Origin of the sequence: Bradyrhizobium archetypum (assembly GCF_013114835.1) — a bacterium.
Taxonomy (GTDB): domain Bacteria; phylum Pseudomonadota; class Alphaproteobacteria; order Rhizobiales; family Xanthobacteraceae; genus Bradyrhizobium; species Bradyrhizobium archetypum.
Map to the genome: position 1 here is coordinate 810,283 of NZ_JAAVLW010000001.1, position 18,426 is coordinate 828,708.

Below are 18,426 nucleotides of genomic sequence, written 5' to 3' on the forward strand. Positions count from 1 at the left end.
GCCGCCGTCAGGCCGTCTTGGGAACAGGTTGCCTGGTCTGTTCGACAATCGACTCCTCGACGTCGCGAAGCTGATCCTTGCCGAAAAACATTTCCTTTCCAACGAAGAAGGTCGGCGAGCCGAATGCTCCCCGGCTGACGGCGTCGCTGGTCAGGTCGATCAGCCTCTTCTTGACATCATCCTGCTGTGCGCGCGCGATCAACCGGTCGATATCGATCCCTGACGACATGAATGCGTTCCGGAAGATTTCGAGATCGTCCATCTTCTTCGGCTCTTCCCACATATGATGGTAGGCGGCGCGGAAATAGGGCTCGAACACGCCTTCGAATTGGGCGGCCACGGCGCCACGCATCAGCATCAGCGTGTTGATCGGAAAGAAGGGATTTTGGCGAAATTTCGTGACGTTATAGCGGCGAATGAAGCGCTGGGTCTCCAGCGCCTGGTATTCCGGCTTGTTCTTGATGCCGCGAAGCGAGTCAAAGGGTGACATGTTGCCGGTCGCCTTGTAGATGCCGCCGAGCAGAACCGGGACATACTCGAATTTCACGCCGGTACGCCGCTCGATGCCCGGAATGGCCACTTCCGCCAGATAGGCATTAGGACTGCCGAAATCGAACTGGAATTCAACCTTCAGGGGCATGTCGATTCTCCCGGAGAGCGCGTTGTTGGTCAGGTTCGGCGACCGCTAGTTTGAACCCAAGCTCGTTAGCTATCCTTATAGTTCTAAAATCGAACTGTCAAATAATGTAGAATTTTCCCCAATCTGACGGCAATGCTAGGGGATTGTTTGGAGTTTAGTACCTAACTAGAATGGTAGCGAAACCAAAAGCCCCCTGGCACGATTCGAACGGAACTGGCGCGAGAAGACTGGAGAGCAGGAATGAGATGGGATGAACTGGAGGAAGAGCCATGTTCTATGGCCCGGACGATCGGCGTGATCGGCGATCGCTGGACCCTTCTGATCCTGCGCGAATGCTTCCTGCGCACGCGCCGCTTCGAGGGATTTCAGTCGGCGCTCGGAATCACACGCCATCTGCTCGCAGAGCGGCTGAAGAAACTGGTCCGCCAGGGCGTGCTGCGTCGCATTCCCTATCAGGAGTCGCCCAAACGGCATGAATACATCCTTACCCAAAAGGGACTCGATCTCTATCCGATCATGATGGCGCTTGTGCATTGGGGCGACACGCACATGGTCGACGAGCGCGGGCGACCTTTGCTGCACCAGCACCGCAAATGCGGAAAGAACTTCGATCCCGTCATGGTGTGCTCCGAATGCGGCGAGCCGCTTTTGGCCAAGGAGGTTCATACCCATCCCGGCCCTGGTGCTCGAAGCACTCCGGCAATAGAGGCGCCAGAGAAACCGAAGGCAAAGGCGCGCCGCAGCGCCGCTTGAGGTCCGCTCGCCGGGAATATTTCGATCGGAACCTCGCTCAGCAGATCGCAGAACAAGGGAATATATCCGCGGGTGTCGCCTGACGGACACGAGATGTCCGGCAACGGTCGCGAACGGCTACCGCCCTTAGACCCGTATCACATCTCGATTTGCTTCGTTGCAGTAGAGGCGTTCGATCTGTTCAGAGCGATGTTTCAGCACAGCACGTTGATTGACATACGCCTTGTCGGTGATTTCTCCTGCCGCCAATGACGGCGGATCCTTCAGCAGAAAAAACGAACAGATTCGTTCGCTGCTTCCAACGGTTTCATTGTACTCCCGAAAACGATCTTTCAGAAATTGAACCACGCGAGGGTCGCAGGTCAAATCTGCAGCCGGAGTCTTGGAAATCCGCGCGGCCTCGGTCGGATTCAACCAGCAGAGCAGCGCGCACGATTCACGATTTTCTCCGGCAACGACAATGTCCAGCAATACACCGCGTGTAGCAGCCAGGATTCCCGCGCGCATATTGCCGATCGAGACCCACGTGCCGTTCGCGAGCTTGAAGTTCTCGGAAATTCTGCCTGTAAAACGCAGCCCGCGCTCCGGCTTCTGCGGATCCAGAAACGAGACGGTGTCGCCGATGCGGTAGAATCCTTCCTCATCGAAGGCCTTCTGCGTCAAATCCGGCCTTCCGAGATAACCCGGGGTAACGTTAGGCCCCTTCACCCTCACCTCGTAAGTATCGGAAATCGGAATCAATTTAAGCTGCAGACCCGGCGCAGGAAGGCCGATCTCTCCCGGCTGGTCGGTCGCCCAATGGGTCGTGCTGATCGTCGGGGCCGTTTCAGTGGTGCCATAGCCCGACATGACTGGAATGCGCCGGCCGGTGATCGATGATGTCAGCCGATAGAGTTTCTCAAGCGTCCCCTCCGAAATTGCAGCCCCGGCATAGCTCAATCTGTCCATCCGCTTGAACACGCTGGCGCCAAGCTCGAGGTCGTTCTCGATCGCGTCGCATAAGAGATTATAGCCGGCTGGCACGTTGAACATGGCGGTGGGCGAAATCTCCCTGAGATTCGCGACCGTCTTGTGGAAGAGCTGAGGCAGCGGCCGCCCATCGTCGATGTAGAGCGTCCCCCCATTCTTGAGGATGCCGTGAAGGATGACGTTGCTGCCCATCGTATGGTGCCATGGCAGCCACTCAACCTGGACCGGCGCCTCCGGCGAAGACACCAGCAGACTCCCCATTTGCAGGGAGCTCGCCATCATACGGTGGGTGTTGAGCACGCCCTTGGGAAAACCGGTCGAGCCAGACGTGAAGAGTATCTTCGCGACAGCGTCGCAAGACAGCGCACTCGATGCGCGCTGGAATCCGTCGATCGAGCTTCGCGCGGTCAGAGTCTGAAAAGGCACCGTGTCCGGCGCGCCATCGACACTGATCCAGGTCGCGGCTGCCAGTTCCGGAATGGATCGGCCAGCCGAAAAGTCGCGTCCGCTCTGGACGAAAACAAAATTCGGGCCCAACGCTTCCGCAATATCCTTGAGACGAGCCAGCCCCCCGGGCATCAGCGTATAGTTTGGCGATACTGGCGCCAGGATCACCCCTATCGACATTGCGGCAAACGAGATCACCGCGTTCTCGATGGAGTTTCCTGAAAGCACCGCCAGCTTGTCAGCCGGCTTTGCGCCCATATCGATCAGGCTTTGGCCGACCGCCTGAACCTGCAGCCATGCCTCTCTGTAGGAGATCTCGTCCCATCCCACCTTCGCGTTGCGTTGCGCAAGGAAAATTCTATCCGGAGCAGAATTTGCCCAGGTCGGAAGCAAATCCGTGATGCGCCAGTCGCACTTTCCTAACTCGAGGGGCGAACTCAAGATGAGCGTGCCGTCGGTTCGACGCTCTATCGAAAGCTCTCTCGGCGCAAACGTCAGTGCCTTCATCGACATCGAAATGGTCTCCTGAATTTGCGATGGACCCGATCGAGCGCGCTACACGCGATTCGCTACTCTTGGTGCTGATTGCTGCTGCGCCCGCTGATTGGATCACGCGAGCCGCCCACCGGCTTTCGGACCAGACCGGCCGGCAGTTCGCATCCAACTCGCGAACTTGCCCGGCGCATCGTTCGCCCGTGCGAGGTCACTCGGACCTGGCGTCGAGCACTTCCCCGAAGGCTTGCCAGCTCGTGCCGCTCCATCGCTGCAATCGCATCTGCGTCCAGATCATATTCTCAGTTTCGGTAGTGTTGACCTTGATGCCGGGCAGCGCAGTCGGGACGACGAAATCCCTGAGGTTCTTGGCTTGCGCAAGAATATTCTTGCGCGATAGATCATTGCCGCATTGCTTCAGAATTTGCTCGAGCACGATGCCTTGCTGGTAGCCGGTCAGATAGCTGCCGTTGGTGATGTCGGCGCCCGGTAAATACTTGTCAAAAAACGCCCGAAACGCCTGCATGCCCGGGTCGTCTTTCCATGCCGCATCGAGAATGTCCTTGTTGGTCGTGCCGACGATCACGCCGACCGATTTGTCGAGACCGGCCGGTGCGAGCGTGCCTCCAACCGAGCCGGATGGAAAATTGAGGATTACGGTCGCCTTCCAGCCGATCACGGCGGCTTGCCGGATGGCTTGAGCGGCGAACTTCGGTGTGCCGGCGATCACGAGGGCATCTGCACCGGAGCTCCTCAGGTTAACCACCTGAGAATCGACCGTCGGTTCGGTGACCTCATAGGAAGCGGTCACGACCTTTCGGTCAAAATCTTTCCCGAGAAACGACTTGAAGGCGTTGACATAATCTTTGCCAAGATCGTCGTTCTGATAGAGGATGGCATACTTGGCGTTTGGCTGTGCCCTCATCAGGTATTTGGCATAGATTTTTCCTTCGGTGTCGTAGCTGACGAGACCTGTCGTGGTCAGCGGGTAGTTGGCAACATCCGTGAACTTGGATGACCCGCTCATAATTGCGATGCTGGGCACCCCTTTCGACCTCAGGTATTTGGCCGTCGCCGAGATGCCGGGAGTGCCGAGCTGGCCGAACATGAACGACACTTCATCGCTCTCAACGAGTTTGCGGACGTGCTCCACGGCCTTGGGAGGGCTGTATGCGTCGTCATACGCGATGTAGTTGATCTTGCGTCCGTTGATGCCGCCGCGATCATTGACCGACTGGATATAGGCCATGACACCCTTGCCCACGAGACCGATCGACGACGCCGGTCCGCTGAAGGGAAAAACCCCGCCGATCTTGATCTCGGTCGCTGTAATACCGGGCTCTTCGGCCGCGAATGCAGGCCCGCACAAAAGTAAAGCCAGGGCCGCCACGGCCTTCGATTTCGTCAGCATTGCTCATCCTCCCGAAAGTAATGCCGCTCCGGGCATATGAATTGTCTTGTTGCGCCGTCGGCTGCTCGTCCGTTGTCACTCGCTGAGCTGTCTCAGCGCACGCCGGTCGAGGGTTGCAAGGCGGCACATCGCGGCCGTTGCTATCGACCGTCTTCCCTCCAGCCTACAGTTCTTTTTTTGAACTCGTCAAGCCATCGGGTGATGGATCGCCGGGCAGCGAGCGGCGCGCCTGCCCGATCTGGATGAGCCAAATTGCGCTTTTTCTGCTATTATCTCGCTGATCCACGCGCACTCTTGCGTCCTGAATACCCATCAGGAACGTGCGGTGGCGGCACTTCTTACAGGCCGGCGGTGAAATTCTTTTATAGAACTAAATTGCAGATTCTGACTCAAGCTGATCTTGAAGGTAGCGGCGCACTATCGCCTCTCTCACTGAGTAATGCTGGCCGAGAAGATGCCTCGCCACAGATCTGAATGCGGCAGACTGCTCAGCCAGACTTGCCGAGCGCTTTCAGGATAAAGCGAATCTGATCGCGCAGGCATGCTTCGGTATCTTCGCCGCATTGAACGCGGTGCTCGATCAGAACCGGCCAAGCGGTGCTGCCGCGGCCTCGCCGTCGAGCACATAACGGGCCTCATAGGTGCGGGTCTGAGCATCGGCCGAATTCGACAACTGTCGCAGATACGCCGGATAGCGCCGCCCATCTGCCGCTCCATAAACGCTGGCCTCGGCGACGGAGCCGATCGCTGGCCGGATCGTTTCGGGAAGCGCGACCACAGCTTCGCGGGGGCCGGCTTTTGCGATCCTAACGACTGTCTGGCCGGCTGAGACGACCTGCCCGGGCTCGCCAAGCGTTTCGACCACTGTTCCGTCCGCATCCGCTACCAAGACCGAGTAGGTCGCCTCATTCTCGGCAACCCGCGCATCAGCTTCGGCGGTGGCGAGTTGCGCCGTGGCCGTATCCAACGCGGCCTTCGCTTGCTCGTAGCGCTGTCGGGAAGCCCATCCGTTGCTCACCAACTTGGCGTATCGCTGTTCATCCGCGTCAGTCTGAACGACAGATGCACGCGCTGCGGCAACGGCGTTGCGCTTCGCCGTGACCGCAAGGCAAAGATCGGTTTCATCGATCCGCATCAGCGGCTGACCGGCTTTGACCTGCTGACCGCTATTCACAAGCCGTTCCACGATCTTGCCGGCGACGCGAAACCCGAGGTTGCTCTGCACCCTCGCCCCTATGATGCCGGTGACGCCGCGTTCGGATTCGGTCACCCGCGCCGCTGTCACCATTCTGACGATAGGAGGTTCCTGCCTCGGATCACTCACGGCAGAGGCTTCCCGCGTGCGAAGCGTAACCACGGCGGCCGCTGCTAAGGCCGCGACCAGAATGCCCCCTAACACAATAATCGGTCTTCGCTTTTCCATGTCCGCGTCCTCACCAAAAATAGATTGCATTCGAACTCTATACCTGATATAGATTACGAACGCAATCTAAAAAGGAGACCAACGATGCGCGTGAGTCGCGTTCAGGCCGCGGAAAACCGCCAAAACGTGATCAATGTGGCGAGCCGCCTTTTTCGGTCACGCGGGTTTGATGGCATCGGTCTTAAGGACCTGATGGAGGGGGCCGGGCTGACCCAAGGCGGGTTTTACAAGCAGTTCGCGTCGAAGGAGGACTTGGCGGCGCAGGCATCCAGGCGGGCATTGGAGAGCGCTAGTCTTCGATGGTCGACCGCGATCGCGGAGCATCCTGAGGATCCGCTTGGCGCGGTCATCGCGTTCTACCTCAGCCCGGAGCATCGCGAAGAAAGGATGGACGGCTGCCCGGTCGTGGCGCTCGGCTCTGATGCCGCCAGACAGGGCAATGAGGTGAAAGCGTCGTTCGAAGCCGGGATCAAAGCGTATCTCGAAATTCTCGGCCGCGTGATCGCCGAGACTGGCGGTGAGGAATCCAGTGGCAAAGCCATGGCTATTCTCTCGACCATGGTCGGTGCGCTGACGCTATCGCGAGTCGTCAACGATCCGGATTTGGCTCGGGCGATTCTGGATGCAGCAGTCAAACAGGTCCGAGAAGCCGCCGCCGCTTGAAAGATCGCATCCCTCAAAGCACGGGAGAAATCGAAATGCTTAGTGTGACAAAAGGCAAACCAAGTTTGCTCAAAATATCGGATACGCTTAGCCTACGTTTTCAAGAGATCGGCAGCGGGCCTCCACTACTCCTCATACATACGATCCGGACGCAGCTCGAATATTTCCGCGGTCTGGCGCCCCTCCTCGCGAGATCGCACACGGTTTACGCCATTGACCTTCCAGGCCACGGACACTCACCGATAGATCCAAGCGCGAGCTTCGACGAACCCTACTTCAGGCAGGCCGTAATTCGTCTCATCGAGAAGCTAAACCTCTCGGCCGTGACTGTTGTTGGCGAGTCGATCGGCGGGACATTGGCCCTTACAGTGGCAGCGTCGCTTCCGCAGCGGGTGAAGCGGGTCTATGCGATCAACCCCTATGACTATGAGACGCGCTACGGGGACGGTATTCGACGCGGCAACTGGTTCGCGAATTTTATCATCGGAAGTTTGCAGATCCCGGTACTCGGCGCGATGAATGCATCGCTCGAAAACAAGATGGTTCTCGGCAAGATCATGGGCGGCGGATATCACGACCCGCGCAAACTGCCGAGCGACTTGCTTACTGAGTTCGACGAAGTAGCCCACCGCCCGGGATACAAGCGGATCGCACGTAAGGTGCTGGCAGGCTGGCGATCCTGGAGCAAGGCACGCGATTACGATCGGCAAATCTCGGCGCCTGTGACCCTCATTTATGGCGATAGTGATTGGTCTCGGCCAAATGAACGCGAACGCACACGGTCGCTGATTCCTGCCTCGCAGATGCTAACGCTCAAAAATACCGGCCACTTCTCAGCTGTTGAAAATCCGTCGGAGCTGGCCCGCGTGATAATGGAGACAGAATGACCGCAATGATCAACGCAAGGGCGTGCCATCACGTTCAAGCCCCTGAGAGCTCGAATCACTGGGCTGACGTCCAGGCATAATGATCCGCGCAACGAATACGCGTTTGGCTGAAATAGCGTGTTGCGAACGTCGTTTCGTCCCTGAACGGATGTTCGACAAGAGCCTTCGCAAGCAGATGGGATTGCCGGCTTGACTGGTCGCCAAGTCGAATTTGAAAGTCGCTGATCATGCGTCGCGTCGTCGTTACTGGATTGGGATTGGTATCACCGCTGGGTTGCGGTAGTGAGCTCGCGTGGTCCCGCCTGCTCTCTGCCCGCTCAGGACTTGCCGCACTCCCGGAGTGGGCGGCCGCCCTTCCCGCACGAGTTGCCGGAATCGTCCCAACGAAAGCCGACGACCCATGCGGTGGTTTCGATCCGGATCTGGTTGTTCCTCCTAAGGATCAGCGCAGGATGGATCGCTTCATCCTGTTCGCACTGGCGGCCGCGGCCGAGGCTCTTGCACAAGCGGCATGGACGCCTTCCGACGCACGCTCACTGGAGCGCACCGCGACCGTGATCGCATCGGGCATCGGAGGCTTTCCGGCGATCGTCGAGGCGGTTCGTACCACCGATCAGCGCGGAGCGAGGCGCCTCTCGCCCTTCACCGTGCCGTCCTTTCTCGCAAACCTCGCGGCAGGTCATATCTCCATCCGCTACGGCTTCAAGGGTCCCATCGGCACGCCGGTCACCGCTTGCGCTGCGAGCGTGCAGGCGATCGGCGATGCCACACGCCTCATCCGAACCGAAGAAGCGGACCTCGCGATTTGCGGTGGTTCGGAAGCCTGCATCGATCTCGTGAGCCTCGGCGGCTTCGCCGCCGCCCGGGCCCTTTCGACGGGCTTCAACGAAACGCCGGCCCGCGCGTCCCGCCCCTTTGACCGCGACCGCGACGGCTTCGTCATGGGCGAAGGTGCCGGTATCCTCGTCATTGAAGAGCTGGAACACGCGCTCCGGCGCGGCGCCCGACCGGTCGCCGAAATCGTAGGCTATGGCACGACCGCAGATGCCTACCACATCACGTCAGGACCCGAGGACGGCGACGGCGCGCGCCGCGCCATGGAAGGCGCCTTGCGACAGGCCGGCCTCAAGCCCGGTGACATCCAGCATCTCAACGCCCATTCCACCTCGACGCCGGTTGGCGACGCTTCCGAACTGGAAGCGATCAAAGCCGTATTCGGCCGCAACGGAAACATTGCCGTGAGCGCCACCAAATCGGCGACCGGTCATCTGCTCGGCGCAGCCGGAGGAGCGGAAGCGATCTTCACCATCCTCGCGTTACGCGACCAGGCCGCGCCGCCCACGCTTAATCTCGAAAATGGCGACGCGGCCGCTGATGGCGTCGACCTTGTCGCCCGCGAGGCGCGGCCCATGACGATGGAGCATGCGATTTCGAATGGATTCGGCTTCGGAGGTGTCAACGCCAGCGTCATCTTTCGACGTTGGCAATAACCAGGCCTGTCCAGGATCGGCAGTCATCGCTGACCTGCCTGACTGTGTCACCTGCACCGACGGCGAATGGTGGCGAACGAAATAGCGATGTCATTCTTCAACGGGCAGCCGAATGCGCTCTTCCAGATGAAGCAATGGGGACGGCGATTTAGCCAAGCAATATCAACTGACTGGGGCGGGAGGGATCGAATCTCCGAATGGCGGAATCAAATCAGTTTGATTATTCAACGATTTCAATGCGCGTTTGGAAAGAAGCTCAGAATCTCGCCTCAGCGATATCAATAAACTAGCAGTCGTTTCCAAATGAACAGGGTGCCTGCGAGACGAAATCGATCCTCGAAGTTTCAGTCGCAACTTCGGTACTCAGTCCGTAAGCTGAGACTCGAACCTTTCCGTCAGTTGCTTCGCGACACCGAGAGTGCCTAGATCTCGTTCAGAGGATTCTCCAGCAGGCCAGGTTGGGAGCCCCCAATTCCTGCTGATGACGACTTTCCGATCCGATCATTGTGCTTTGTTAGGCATTCTTCCGCCGCGCACTGGCTAGCAGCACCAGCATGAACGAGGCGGCAGTCATCAACGTGGAGATGGCGGCGATCGTCGGATCGATCTCGTCTCGCAATGCCGTGAACATCCTTTTCGTCAGCGGCTGGTACTGACCGCCCGAGATGAACAGTGCGACGATCGTCTCGTCCATCGCCGAGATAAAGGCGAAGATACCGCCGGCCGCGACGCTGGACTTGATCTGCGGCAGCGTGACCGCAAAGAAGCTGCGCAGGCGGTTCATGCCGAGGCTGCGCGCGACCATCTCCTGCGCTGGGTCAAAGCTCTGCAGGCCCGCGAGCACCGAGATCACGACATAGGGTAAGCCCAGCATCACGTTGGCGAGCACCAAGCCGGGCATGGTGGCAACGAGCCCAACCCTTACGTAGACGAAGAAAATGCCGACCGCCGTGATAATGATCGGCACCACCAGCGGCAACAGCAGAGCTATATGGACAAAGCGCATGATGCGCAGCTTCGACTGGCTAATCGCGTAGGCGGCGGCGACGCCGAGCGGCGTTGCGATCAGAACGGTGAAAGCGGCGACCGTCAGCGTAACCTGGGTTGCCTGCATCCAGGCCGGGTTGGAGAAATACTGCTGATACCAGCGCAGTGACAATGAGGGCGGCGGGAAGGTCAGGAAGCGTGCGCTGGAGAACGAGATCGGCACGATAATGAGCACCGGCAGGATCAGGTAGATCAGCACCAGCGCGCAAGCGATGATTAGAGTGATCCGGGCGGGCGAAAGTGCCTTCATTTCTGCCCCAACACACGATCGAGGGAAACGAAGCGGCTCACGATGACAAAGATCAGGAGCACACTTACCAGCAGCACGACGGCGACTGCGCTGGCCGCACCGAACTGATTGTAGAGCTCGACGTTGCGGCTCACCAGCATCGAGACCATCACCGTGCGGCCGCCGCCAAGCAGTTCCGGCGTGATGTAGAAGCCGAGGCAAAGCACGAAGACCATCGTACAGCCAGCCAGCACGCCAGGCAGCGACAGCGGCAGGAAGATTCGGAAGAACGCCTGCGCCGGGTTCGCGCCAAGGCTGGCGCCGGCCTGCATCAGGTCGTTCGGGATCTTCTGCATGGTGGCGTACAGGGGCAGCACCATAAACGGCAGGAGGATATGGACGGTCGCGACCACCGTGCCCAAGGTGTTGTGCACGAGCGCTAACGGTTCACCGATGACATCGAGATAACGCAGGAACTGATTGATCACTCCTGTCCGCTGCAAGAGCGCCAGCCAGGCATAGGCTCGCACCAGCACGCTTGTCCAGAACGGCAGCACTACCAGGGCAAGGATGACGACGCTCCATCCCCTCGGCACGGCATTCGCAGCATAGGCAACGGGATAACCGAGCAGCAGCGCAAGCACGGTCACCAGTAGGCTGATCTCGAAGGTCAGGGCAAAGCTGCGCCAATAGACATCCTCGGTCAGGATCCGGTGATAATGCTCCAGCGTGAATCCGTCATGGTAGATCGACTGCCAAGCGAGCCAGCCGACCGGCACCACGATCAGCAGGAGGATGACCAGCAGGGCCGGCGACACCAGGGCGAGCATCAGGCCGTGCTCGCGGCGCTGATGCCTGAGGGATGGATCTCGTCCGGATGTCGCCAAGTCTACCTCCGTCCCTGCTATTTCTGCATGAAGGCGGCCCAACGCTTCTCGGCTGCCTCACCTTGCGGCGACGACCACCAAGCGTATGACATCAGGGCCTGCTTGGCCGCATTCGTCGGTTCGCTCGGCAATTGGGCTGCGCGCTCCGGCTTGATCACACCGGTCTCAAAGGCCTTGGGGTTGCCGGGGCCGTAGTCAATATGGAGCGGCAGATTGGCCTGATGCACAGGATCGATTGCCTCGTTGAGAAACTTCACCGCGGTGTCGAGGTTCGGCGCGCCCTTGAGAATGCAGAGCGAGGTACTCTGCAAGATACCCTGGTTGTAGGTGAAGTTGACCTTGGCGCCTTCCTTGGCCACCGCGCTGACGCGACCGTTCCAGGCCATCACCATATCGACCTCGCCGTCGTTCAGGAGCTGCGCGGACTGCGCGCCCGAGGTCCACCACACCGTGATGTGCGGCTTGATCTCCTCAAGCTTCCTGAAGGCACGATCGACGTCGAGCGGGTAGAGCTTGTCCGGCGCAACGCCATCCGCCATCAACGCGGCTTCCAGCGTCGCGATCGGGTGATTGCGCAGCGCGCGACGGCCAGGGAACTTCTTCACATCCCAGAAATCCGCCCAGCTGTTCGGCGCATTCTGCGGAAAGGTCTTCTGGCTGTAGGCTAGTACACTGGAATAAAATTCATACGACGCCGAATAAGGGGTGCGATAGGCCTCGGGCATCGCCGCGGCATTGGGAATCTTCGAGAAGTCGAGCTTCTCAATCAGCCCCTGCTCGCCGCCCCGCAGGCAATAGCCGGTCGGCGTGTCGACGACATCCCAGATCGGCTTGCCGCTGCCGACCTGCGTCTTGATCGCGGGCCAAGCGTCGGGAATGGAGTCCTGGTTGATGGTGATACCAAGCTTCTTGGCGGAAGGATCGAGAATCGCAACCGTTTGCGCCTGCTGATAGGCCCCCCCTTGCGATACGAAGGTGATCTGCCCAGCCGCCTGAACCGCGATGCTGTCCAGTCCGAATAGCCCGAGCGCCGCGCCGAACAGCACATATCCATACTTCAAGCCCGATTTTGCTTTCATCATGTCCTCCTCTCGAACCAAGCAAATCTTACTGTCCGATCGCGTCCAGAAACTGGTACCAGCCCGCGACCATGCGCACCGCGGGTTCGCGCAGCGTGTAGAACGGAATGACCTTGACACGGCTCGCGTCGAGCAGCCCGAGCTCCGGCTTTTCGCCGCAGACGAAGGCCGCGAGATAGCGGCCCATCAGGCTCGACATCGCGACTCCGGCACCGTTGTAGCCCATCGAAAACAGGGTCCGATCGTCCAGCCGTCCGATATGCGGCACCGAGTCTATGGTCATGGCGACGAGGCCCGACCATTTGAACGCGAGCGGGACGTCGGACAAGTCCGGGAAGATGTCGACCATGGCCTTCCGCAAAGCCTCGAAGGCCGCTTCCGAGTCCTGCCTGCCGAAGGCGCCGCGGCCGCCAAAAATCACGCGATTGTCGACCATGCGGAACCAGCGCATCATGCGCTTGGTCTCGGTGTAGGTGCGGCCCGTCGGCATCAGCCGTCCCGCGAGATTGCGCGACAGTGTGTCGGTTGCGATGATCGCGCTGCGGAACGGCACCAGCGTACGCTGCATATGCCGCGTTGCGTCCGTCAGGTCGGAATAGCTGTTGGTGGCAATGATCGCCTGCTTGGCGCGCACCGCACCCCGTGGCGTCTCGGCGACAATGCCGCCCTGCTCGCGGCGGAGCCTAAGCACCGGCGTGCCCTGGTAGATGGCAACGCCAAGGCGCGCGACGCCGTCGGCGAGACCGCGCACATAGTTGAGCGGATGAATGCCGCCGGATCCGGGATTGAGCACCCCGCCAACGAAGGCCTCAGAGCCGGTCTCGTCCCGCACTTCGCGGGCGTCGAGGATGCGGACCTCGGCATCGCCCATCTCGCGCTTCATCCAGTTGGCTTCGTCCGCTGCCGCCTTGAGCGTCACCATATTGTGCGCGGCCTTGACCTGCCCGGTTCGCGTCAGATGGGCGCTGGTGATGCCGTACTCGGAAACGAGTTCCTCGACCATGTCGATCGATTCATGCGCGATCTCATACATGCGCCGCGCCATCGCGCGGCCATGCGCGGCGTCGATCTCGCGAAACGACAGGCGGAACTTTGCGGTGATCACCCCGCCATTGCGGCCGCTCGCTCCCCAGCCGGGCCGATTGGCCTCGAGCACGACTGGCGCAAGCCCGCTTCTGGCAATGTGATGCGCCGCCGACAGGCCGGTGTAACCCGCACCGATGATGACGACATCCGCCTGGCGCTCGCCTGACAGGACCGGAAAATCGCGCAAAGGCTCCGCCGTGCTCGCCCACAGCGAGTTGACCGAAGGAAGCGAGGTCCAGTCCCGTGTCATCGGCGCACTCATGGTTCACGCTGCGGCGCCAACCGCCGCGTCTGCAAAGGCTTTCATCGTCGGGAAATGGAAATCCGGCTTGGTGAGCTTCTCCACGGCTGGCGTGCCGCCAAAGCCGGCCATGCCCTGGCGGCGCTCGATCCAGCACACCTTGTAGCCGAGCTTCCGCGCGATCCCGATGTCGTGGTGCTGACTCTGCGCCACATGCAAAATATCGGACTGCTTGTAGCCGAAGGCCGACTGGCGGCCCTTGTTGTAGGCGAAGAACTCCGGATTGGGTTTTGCGACGCCGGTGTCATCGGCGCAGACGGTGTCATCGAAAGGATCGCCCAGCGCGTGCGCATAGCAGGACAGCGCAACGCGGTCGGCATTGGTCATCGCGACCAGACGGAATTTGGTGCGCAGGCGCTTCAAGGCCTCGACCGAGTCAGCGAACGGCGCCCAGCGCAACACCGCGAGCTGGAACACATCGCAGGAGGCATCGTCGGCCGGCAACTCCAGCTCCTTGGCGAGATGGCGATAGACGTGGAACATCACCTCGCTCGACCGTTCCGGATGCAGGTCGCGGCCACGCTTGTAGGCTTCAAAGATCTTGTCATCGGAGAGCTCGGCCGGTGACTTCCCGGAGATCTTGCGCACCGCATTGAGCACGCCGGTCTCGAAATCGATCAAGGTGCCGACGACGTCGAAGGTGAGAACCTTGAAATTGCTGAACGACATGAAGCTTCTTCTCTTTGAGTTGGACGGGTTTGGGTGGCGAGATTCACGCGTCCGCCTTGGGCACGACGATGGTATCCTCAGGGTGAAGCGTGACGGTGAGGCTTCCGCCCACCGGCGGAATGCGGCTATAGGCCTGGTGATGGCTGGGCTGGCGCAGGCTGAGCGCCGTCCCATCGGCAAGCGCGAGGAACACGCGCAGGCTTTCGCCCTGGTAGACGACGTCAGTGACAGTGCCGGTCAAACAATTGTTGACATTGGCCGCGCCGCCGTCGATCAGCAGCTTTTCGCTGTGCACGGCGAGCATCAGCGCATCGCCTGCCGGAATGGCGCGGGCGCTGCGTAAGACTGCGTTGCCGAGAGTAACGCTACAGGCGTCAACGCGGCGGACCGGGAGCAGCGTCGCTTCGCCGATAAAGCTCGCGACAAAGGAATCCGCCGGATGATCGTGCAGGCGCGCGGGCTCATCGATCTGGATCAGCCGCCCGTCCTTCATGACGGCGACGCGGTCGCTCATGGTGAGCGCCTCACGCTGATCATGGGTGACATAGATGATGGTGGCACCGATGCGGCGGTGCAGCGCCCGCAATTCGATCTGCATGGACTCGCGGAGCTGCTTGTCGAGCGCTGAAAGCGGCTCGTCCATCAGGATCAGTCGCGGCTCGAAAATCATGGCGCGCGCCAGCGCCACGCGCTGCCGCTGGCCGCCGGAGAGCTGCGCCACGCCGCGCTCCTCGTAGCCGGCAAGGTCCACCATCGCGAGTGCCGCGCGCACCCGGTCCGGCCATTTCGATTTTGGAAGTCGCCGCGCGCGCAAGGGGAAGGCGACGTTCTCGCCAACGCTCATATGAGGAAACAGCGCGTAGTTCTGGAACACGACGCCGATGTCGCGCTTATGCGGCGGCACGTAAGTGACGTCGCGCGCGCCGAAGTGGACCGAGCCTGACGACGGGACGATGAAGCCGCCGAGAATGCCAAGCAGCGTGGTTTTGCCGGATCCGGACGGTCCGAGCAGCGACACGAACTCGCCGGCGCCGACATTCAGCGACACGTCGTCGAGCGCTCGAACCGAGCCGTAAGCCTTGCTCGCGGACCTGATCTCAACACTTTCCGCCCGTTTGTCCAACGATCGACCTCGTCACGTTCAATCGACGGCCCGCGTTGTCGCGCGCCATTGGCATCGCCGCCCGTTGGCAGCGACTGTTGAACCGGCATAATTCTGTTTTATACCGTGCACATCGGACAGCTCACGGATGGCCGCCGCCGACGCACGCAGTCTTTCCTCCCGCCCTTGCTTTGGGCGCTCTCACTCCAATGACATCAGAGTTGCCGGCAGTCAGCAATTGCCAAATTCTCACCGGTCCTATAACGTCATGTTATGCCGGAGCTCCGCCGAATGCTGCCCTCCTCCAACGCGCTGTTTGTGTTCGACGCCGCGGCGCGAAACGGCAGCTTCACAGCCGCGGCGGCCGAGCTGAATGTCACGCAGCCCGCCGTGAGCCGGATGCTCGGACAATTCGAGGAGCATCTCGGTGTTCGCCTATTCGACCGCACTGCGGGGCGCGCAGTGCTGACGGAGGAAGGCCAGCTCTTGTACCGGCGCGTGCACGAGGGATTCCGCTCAATCGAGACCGGCCTGATTGAGATCGAGCGCCGGCGCAAGGGCACCGAAACCGTCACCCTCTCGGTTTCTTCCGCCTTCACGACGCATTGGCTAATGCCACGCATCGACAAGCTGCAGCGGGATTTTCCGCAGGTCGATGTGCGTTTCCAACTGATCTCCGGCGCGCTACGCGGCCCTGTCGAGAGTGTCGATCTCGGCATGCGGTTTCGCCACGTTGAGGACCCCTCTTCCGGCGGCACGCTGGTGATGAATGAGGTCATGCTACCGGTCTGCAGTCCCGGCTATATGCGCCAAGCGGAGCCCGCGGATGGAAATACCATCATTCGGCTCGTCGACACGCCCGATGACTGGGCTGCGGACTACCCGCACTTCCTGACCAAGCGGCGCGGCCCTTCCAAAGTGCTAAGCTTCACCGACTATGCCGTGGTGGTGCAGGCTGCCCTTCTCGGCCAAGGCATCGCCCTCGGCTGGCTGACGGTTGTTTCGCACTGGCTCTTGACCGGTGCGCTCGTTCCGGCCTCCGACGCACTCACCACCACGCGACGGATCTGTGAATTCCTATCTCCGCGCAACAGGCCGATGCGCCCTGTCGCCGCAGAAATCCGGGATTGGATCATCGAGCAAATGCGCGCCGAAATCGCGAAAATCGACCGGCTGCATCCACGGCTTGGACTGATGGCCGCATGTTATTGATCATCGGCTGCCAGGCCTCGGCCAATTGTTGCTCTTCACCCGTGGCAGCGTAGGCGGCGCAAACTGCCGACAATCGTGGCATTTCGGCATTGGTGTCTTCGGAACCGCCACCGAACGGCAAGCAATTCCGCACAAACGCGCAAAGATGATCCGATGCCAATCGGAGCTGCAGCATGTCCCAGTCAGTACACGTTCTGGCCTTTCGCGACCTTCTGGACAGCGGAGGCGTCGTTGACGACCCGGAGCGGATCGCCACCTACACAACGGACCAACGCCAGCTCTTCACGGGGTCCACGATTGCCGTGCTGAAGCCGGCGACGACGGAGCAGGTCGCGGACATCGTGCGGCTAGCGGCGCATCGCGGTATCGGAATCGTTCCGCAGGGCGGCAACACCAGCTACTGCGGCGGCGCGACGCCGGACACCTCCGGACGGCAGATCATTGTGAGCCTCGAGCGGATGGACAGGATCCGCGAAGTCGATCCGGTCTCCATGAGCATCTCTGTGGATGCTGGGGCCATCCTGAAAAATGTACAGAACGCCGCGGCGAACGCCGGACTTCTGTTGCCGCTCAGTCTCGGCGCGGAAGGCAGCTGCCGGATCGGCGGCAACATCGGAACGAACGCCGGCGGCCTGTCAGTCGTCAGGTACGGGATGACTCGCGATCTGCTGCTCGGGATCGAGGCGGTTCTGTCGGACGGCACCGTGGTTTCGGACATGCGCAAACTGCGGAAGAATAATACGGGCTACGACATCAAGCAGTGCTTCGCCGGAAGCGAGGGAACTCTCGGCATTGTCACGGGCGCAGTGTTGCGTCTTGCGCCTTTGCCGACCCGCCGCGCGAGCGCCTGGCTGAAACTCGCCAGCGGCGCACCACTCGCCGAGCTTCTGGCCCTTGTACGCCGCGAATCCGCGGACCTGCTCACCACGTTCGAATTCATGACGGCCCGCTCGATCGCGCTCGCGACCGAAGCGATGACCAACCCGCCCTCGGTCCGCGCCGGCTCGGGAGGCACCGTACTCGCCGAGTTCGCCTCTTCCTCGCGCCATGTCGGTCTCGACGAGCTGATGGAAGCCGTTCTGGCCGAGGCGATCGAGGCCGGATGGATCGAGGACGCGTTCCTGGCGCAGAGCGAATCACAACGGACCGCGATGTGGCAGCTCCGCGAGGCCATCCCCGAGGGCGAGAAGCGCCGGAATGGATCGGTCAAGCACGACATTTCCGTGCCGCTTTCCTCCATTCAGCGCTTTCTGGATTTGGCCGCCTCGCAGGTGCGGTCGTATGACGCCGACCTTGAACTGTCTGTCTATGGACACGCTGGCGACGGCAATCTGCACTACAACGTGCTCGTTCCTCCCGACGTCGACCGGACGGAGTTCACCAAGCGGATCGAAAGCGGCCTGTCGCTGCAACTCTACGACACGGCCGCGGCGCTCGGCGGCACGTTCAGCGCAGAGCACGGCGTCGGTCGGTTCAAGAAGCACCTTCTGGAGCGATACGGGGATGTCGGCCGCATCGCTGCGATGCGCCGTATCAAGAAGGCCTTTGATCCGGCGGGTATCATGAACCCCGGCGCGATCGTTCGCCCGTGGAGGAAGGAGCCTGCCTCTTGAATCATCTGGCGGCCAGCCGGCGGATG

Annotated in this window: 15 protein-coding genes and 1 pseudogene; 6 read left to right on the forward strand and 10 right to left on the reverse strand. The window is 60.7% G+C overall.

What is annotated here, in order from left to right:
* Positions 1 to 7 precede the first annotated feature (7 nt).
* Complete coding sequence (locus HCN50_RS03575) at positions 8 to 640, reverse strand: 2-hydroxychromene-2-carboxylate isomerase (RefSeq protein ID WP_171708214.1); 633 nt, start codon at positions 638 to 640, stop codon at positions 8 to 10.
* A gap of 240 nt (positions 641 to 880) precedes the next feature.
* Between HCN50_RS03575 and HCN50_RS03580 the strand changes: the two genes are divergently transcribed.
* Entirely contained in the window at positions 881 to 1,393 is a 513-nt protein-coding gene (locus HCN50_RS03580) for a winged helix-turn-helix transcriptional regulator (RefSeq protein ID WP_171708215.1), read from the forward strand.
* A 126-nt stretch (positions 1,394 to 1,519) separates the two neighbouring features.
* Here the strand turns inward: HCN50_RS03580 and HCN50_RS03585 are convergent, their stop codons facing one another.
* The 3 genes and pseudogenes from HCN50_RS03585 to HCN50_RS03595 all read right to left on the reverse strand — a co-directional run.
* On the reverse strand, positions 1,520 to 3,340 hold the full coding sequence (locus tag HCN50_RS03585; RefSeq protein WP_311966980.1) for an AMP-binding protein: 1,821 nt from the start codon (positions 3,338 to 3,340) through the stop codon (positions 1,520 to 1,522).
* A 172-nt stretch (positions 3,341 to 3,512) separates the two neighbouring features.
* Positions 3,513 to 4,712, reverse strand: a complete 1,200-nt coding sequence (locus tag HCN50_RS03590) for an ABC transporter substrate-binding protein (protein WP_171708217.1) — start codon at positions 4,710 to 4,712, stop codon at positions 3,513 to 3,515.
* Between the two features lie 589 nt (positions 4,713 to 5,301).
* Positions 5,302 to 6,135 (reverse strand): annotated as a pseudogene (locus tag HCN50_RS03595) (efflux RND transporter periplasmic adaptor subunit); the annotation flags it as partial.
* An 84-nt stretch (positions 6,136 to 6,219) separates the two neighbouring features.
* Here HCN50_RS03595 and HCN50_RS03600 point away from each other — a divergent pair.
* From HCN50_RS03600 to fabF, 3 genes are all read left to right on the forward strand, one after another.
* On the forward strand, positions 6,220 to 6,798 hold the full coding sequence (locus tag HCN50_RS03600; RefSeq protein WP_171708218.1) for a TetR/AcrR family transcriptional regulator: 579 nt from the start codon (positions 6,220 to 6,222) through the stop codon (positions 6,796 to 6,798).
* On the forward strand, positions 6,795 to 7,685 hold the full coding sequence (locus tag HCN50_RS03605; RefSeq protein WP_235976711.1) for an alpha/beta fold hydrolase: 891 nt from the start codon (positions 6,795 to 6,797) through the stop codon (positions 7,683 to 7,685). Before HCN50_RS03600 ends, HCN50_RS03605 begins: the two co-directional genes overlap by 4 nt.
* A gap of 227 nt (positions 7,686 to 7,912) precedes the next feature.
* The gene (gene fabF / locus HCN50_RS03610; RefSeq protein WP_171708219.1) at positions 7,913 to 9,175 is read left to right on the forward strand and encodes a beta-ketoacyl-ACP synthase II; all 1,263 of its coding nucleotides are present in this window, start codon (positions 7,913 to 7,915) and stop codon (positions 9,173 to 9,175) included.
* A 514-nt stretch (positions 9,176 to 9,689) separates the two neighbouring features.
* Here the strand turns inward: fabF and HCN50_RS03615 are convergent.
* From HCN50_RS03615 to HCN50_RS03640, 6 genes are all read right to left on the reverse strand, one after another.
* Positions 9,690 to 10,472 carry an ABC transporter permease gene (locus tag HCN50_RS03615; protein WP_171708220.1) on the reverse strand — a complete coding sequence of 261 codons (783 nt, stop codon included), beginning with the start codon at positions 10,470 to 10,472 and terminating at the stop codon, positions 9,690 to 9,692.
* Complete coding sequence (locus HCN50_RS03620) at positions 10,469 to 11,281, reverse strand: ABC transporter permease (RefSeq protein ID WP_171708434.1); 813 nt, start codon at positions 11,279 to 11,281, stop codon at positions 10,469 to 10,471. The genes HCN50_RS03615 and HCN50_RS03620 overlap by 4 nt, the downstream gene beginning before the upstream one ends.
* Before the next feature lie 74 nt (positions 11,282 to 11,355).
* Complete coding sequence (locus HCN50_RS03625; protein ID WP_171708221.1) at positions 11,356 to 12,417, reverse strand: ABC transporter substrate-binding protein; 1,062 nt, start codon at positions 12,415 to 12,417, stop codon at positions 11,356 to 11,358.
* A 28-nt stretch (positions 12,418 to 12,445) separates the two neighbouring features.
* On the reverse strand, positions 12,446 to 13,753 hold the full coding sequence (locus HCN50_RS03630; protein WP_235976713.1) for an NAD(P)/FAD-dependent oxidoreductase: 1,308 nt from the start codon (positions 13,751 to 13,753) through the stop codon (positions 12,446 to 12,448).
* Between the two features lie 15 nt (positions 13,754 to 13,768).
* Positions 13,769 to 14,473, reverse strand: coding sequence for an HAD family hydrolase (locus HCN50_RS03635; protein WP_171708223.1), 705 nt, complete (start codon positions 14,471 to 14,473; stop codon positions 13,769 to 13,771).
* A 43-nt stretch (positions 14,474 to 14,516) separates the two neighbouring features.
* Positions 14,517 to 15,596, reverse strand: a complete 1,080-nt coding sequence (locus HCN50_RS03640) for an ABC transporter ATP-binding protein (protein ID WP_171708224.1) — start codon at positions 15,594 to 15,596, stop codon at positions 14,517 to 14,519.
* A 252-nt stretch (positions 15,597 to 15,848) separates the two neighbouring features.
* Between HCN50_RS03640 and HCN50_RS03645 the strand changes: the two genes are divergently transcribed.
* Together HCN50_RS03645 and HCN50_RS03650 are read left to right on the forward strand one after the other, a co-directional pair.
* Positions 15,849 to 16,787 carry a LysR family transcriptional regulator gene (locus HCN50_RS03645; RefSeq protein WP_171708225.1) on the forward strand — a complete coding sequence of 313 codons (939 nt, stop codon included), beginning with the start codon at positions 15,849 to 15,851 and terminating at the stop codon, positions 16,785 to 16,787.
* Positions 16,788 to 17,089: 302 nt separating this feature from the next.
* Entirely contained in the window at positions 17,090 to 18,400 is a 1,311-nt protein-coding gene (locus tag HCN50_RS03650; protein WP_311966970.1) for an FAD-binding oxidoreductase, read from the forward strand.
* Positions 18,401 to 18,426 lie beyond the last annotated feature (26 nt).

Bases quoted from the DNA above. Each gene is read 5' to 3' on its own strand.
- HCN50_RS03600 (WP_171708218.1), top strand. From the start codon at position 6,220: ATGCGCGTGAGTCGCGTTCAGGCCGCGGAAAACCGCCAAAACGTGATC.
- HCN50_RS03645 (WP_171708225.1), top strand. From the start codon at position 15,849: ATGCCGGAGCTCCGCCGAATGCTGCCCTCCTCCAACGCGCTGTTTGTG.
- HCN50_RS03580 (WP_171708215.1), top strand. From the start codon at position 881: ATGAGATGGGATGAACTGGAGGAAGAGCCATGTTCTATGGCCCGGACG.
- HCN50_RS03575 (WP_171708214.1), bottom strand. From the start codon at position 640: ATGCCCCTGAAGGTTGAATTCCAGTTCGATTTCGGCAGTCCTAATGCC.
- HCN50_RS03625 (WP_171708221.1), bottom strand. From the start codon at position 12,417: ATGAAAGCAAAATCGGGCTTGAAGTATGGATATGTGCTGTTCGGCGCG.
- HCN50_RS03620 (WP_171708434.1), bottom strand. From the start codon at position 11,281: ATGCTCGCCCTGGTGTCGCCGGCCCTGCTGGTCATCCTCCTGCTGATC.
- HCN50_RS03635 (WP_171708223.1), bottom strand. From the start codon at position 14,473: ATGTCGTTCAGCAATTTCAAGGTTCTCACCTTCGACGTCGTCGGCACC.
- HCN50_RS03590 (WP_171708217.1), bottom strand. From the start codon at position 4,712: ATGCTGACGAAATCGAAGGCCGTGGCGGCCCTGGCTTTACTTTTGTGC.
- HCN50_RS03615 (WP_171708220.1), bottom strand. From the start codon at position 10,472: ATGAAGGCACTTTCGCCCGCCCGGATCACTCTAATCATCGCTTGCGCG.
- HCN50_RS03630 (WP_235976713.1), bottom strand. From the start codon at position 13,753: ATGACACGGGACTGGACCTCGCTTCCTTCGGTCAACTCGCTGTGGGCG.
- fabF (WP_171708219.1), top strand. From the start codon at position 7,913: ATGCGTCGCGTCGTCGTTACTGGATTGGGATTGGTATCACCGCTGGGT.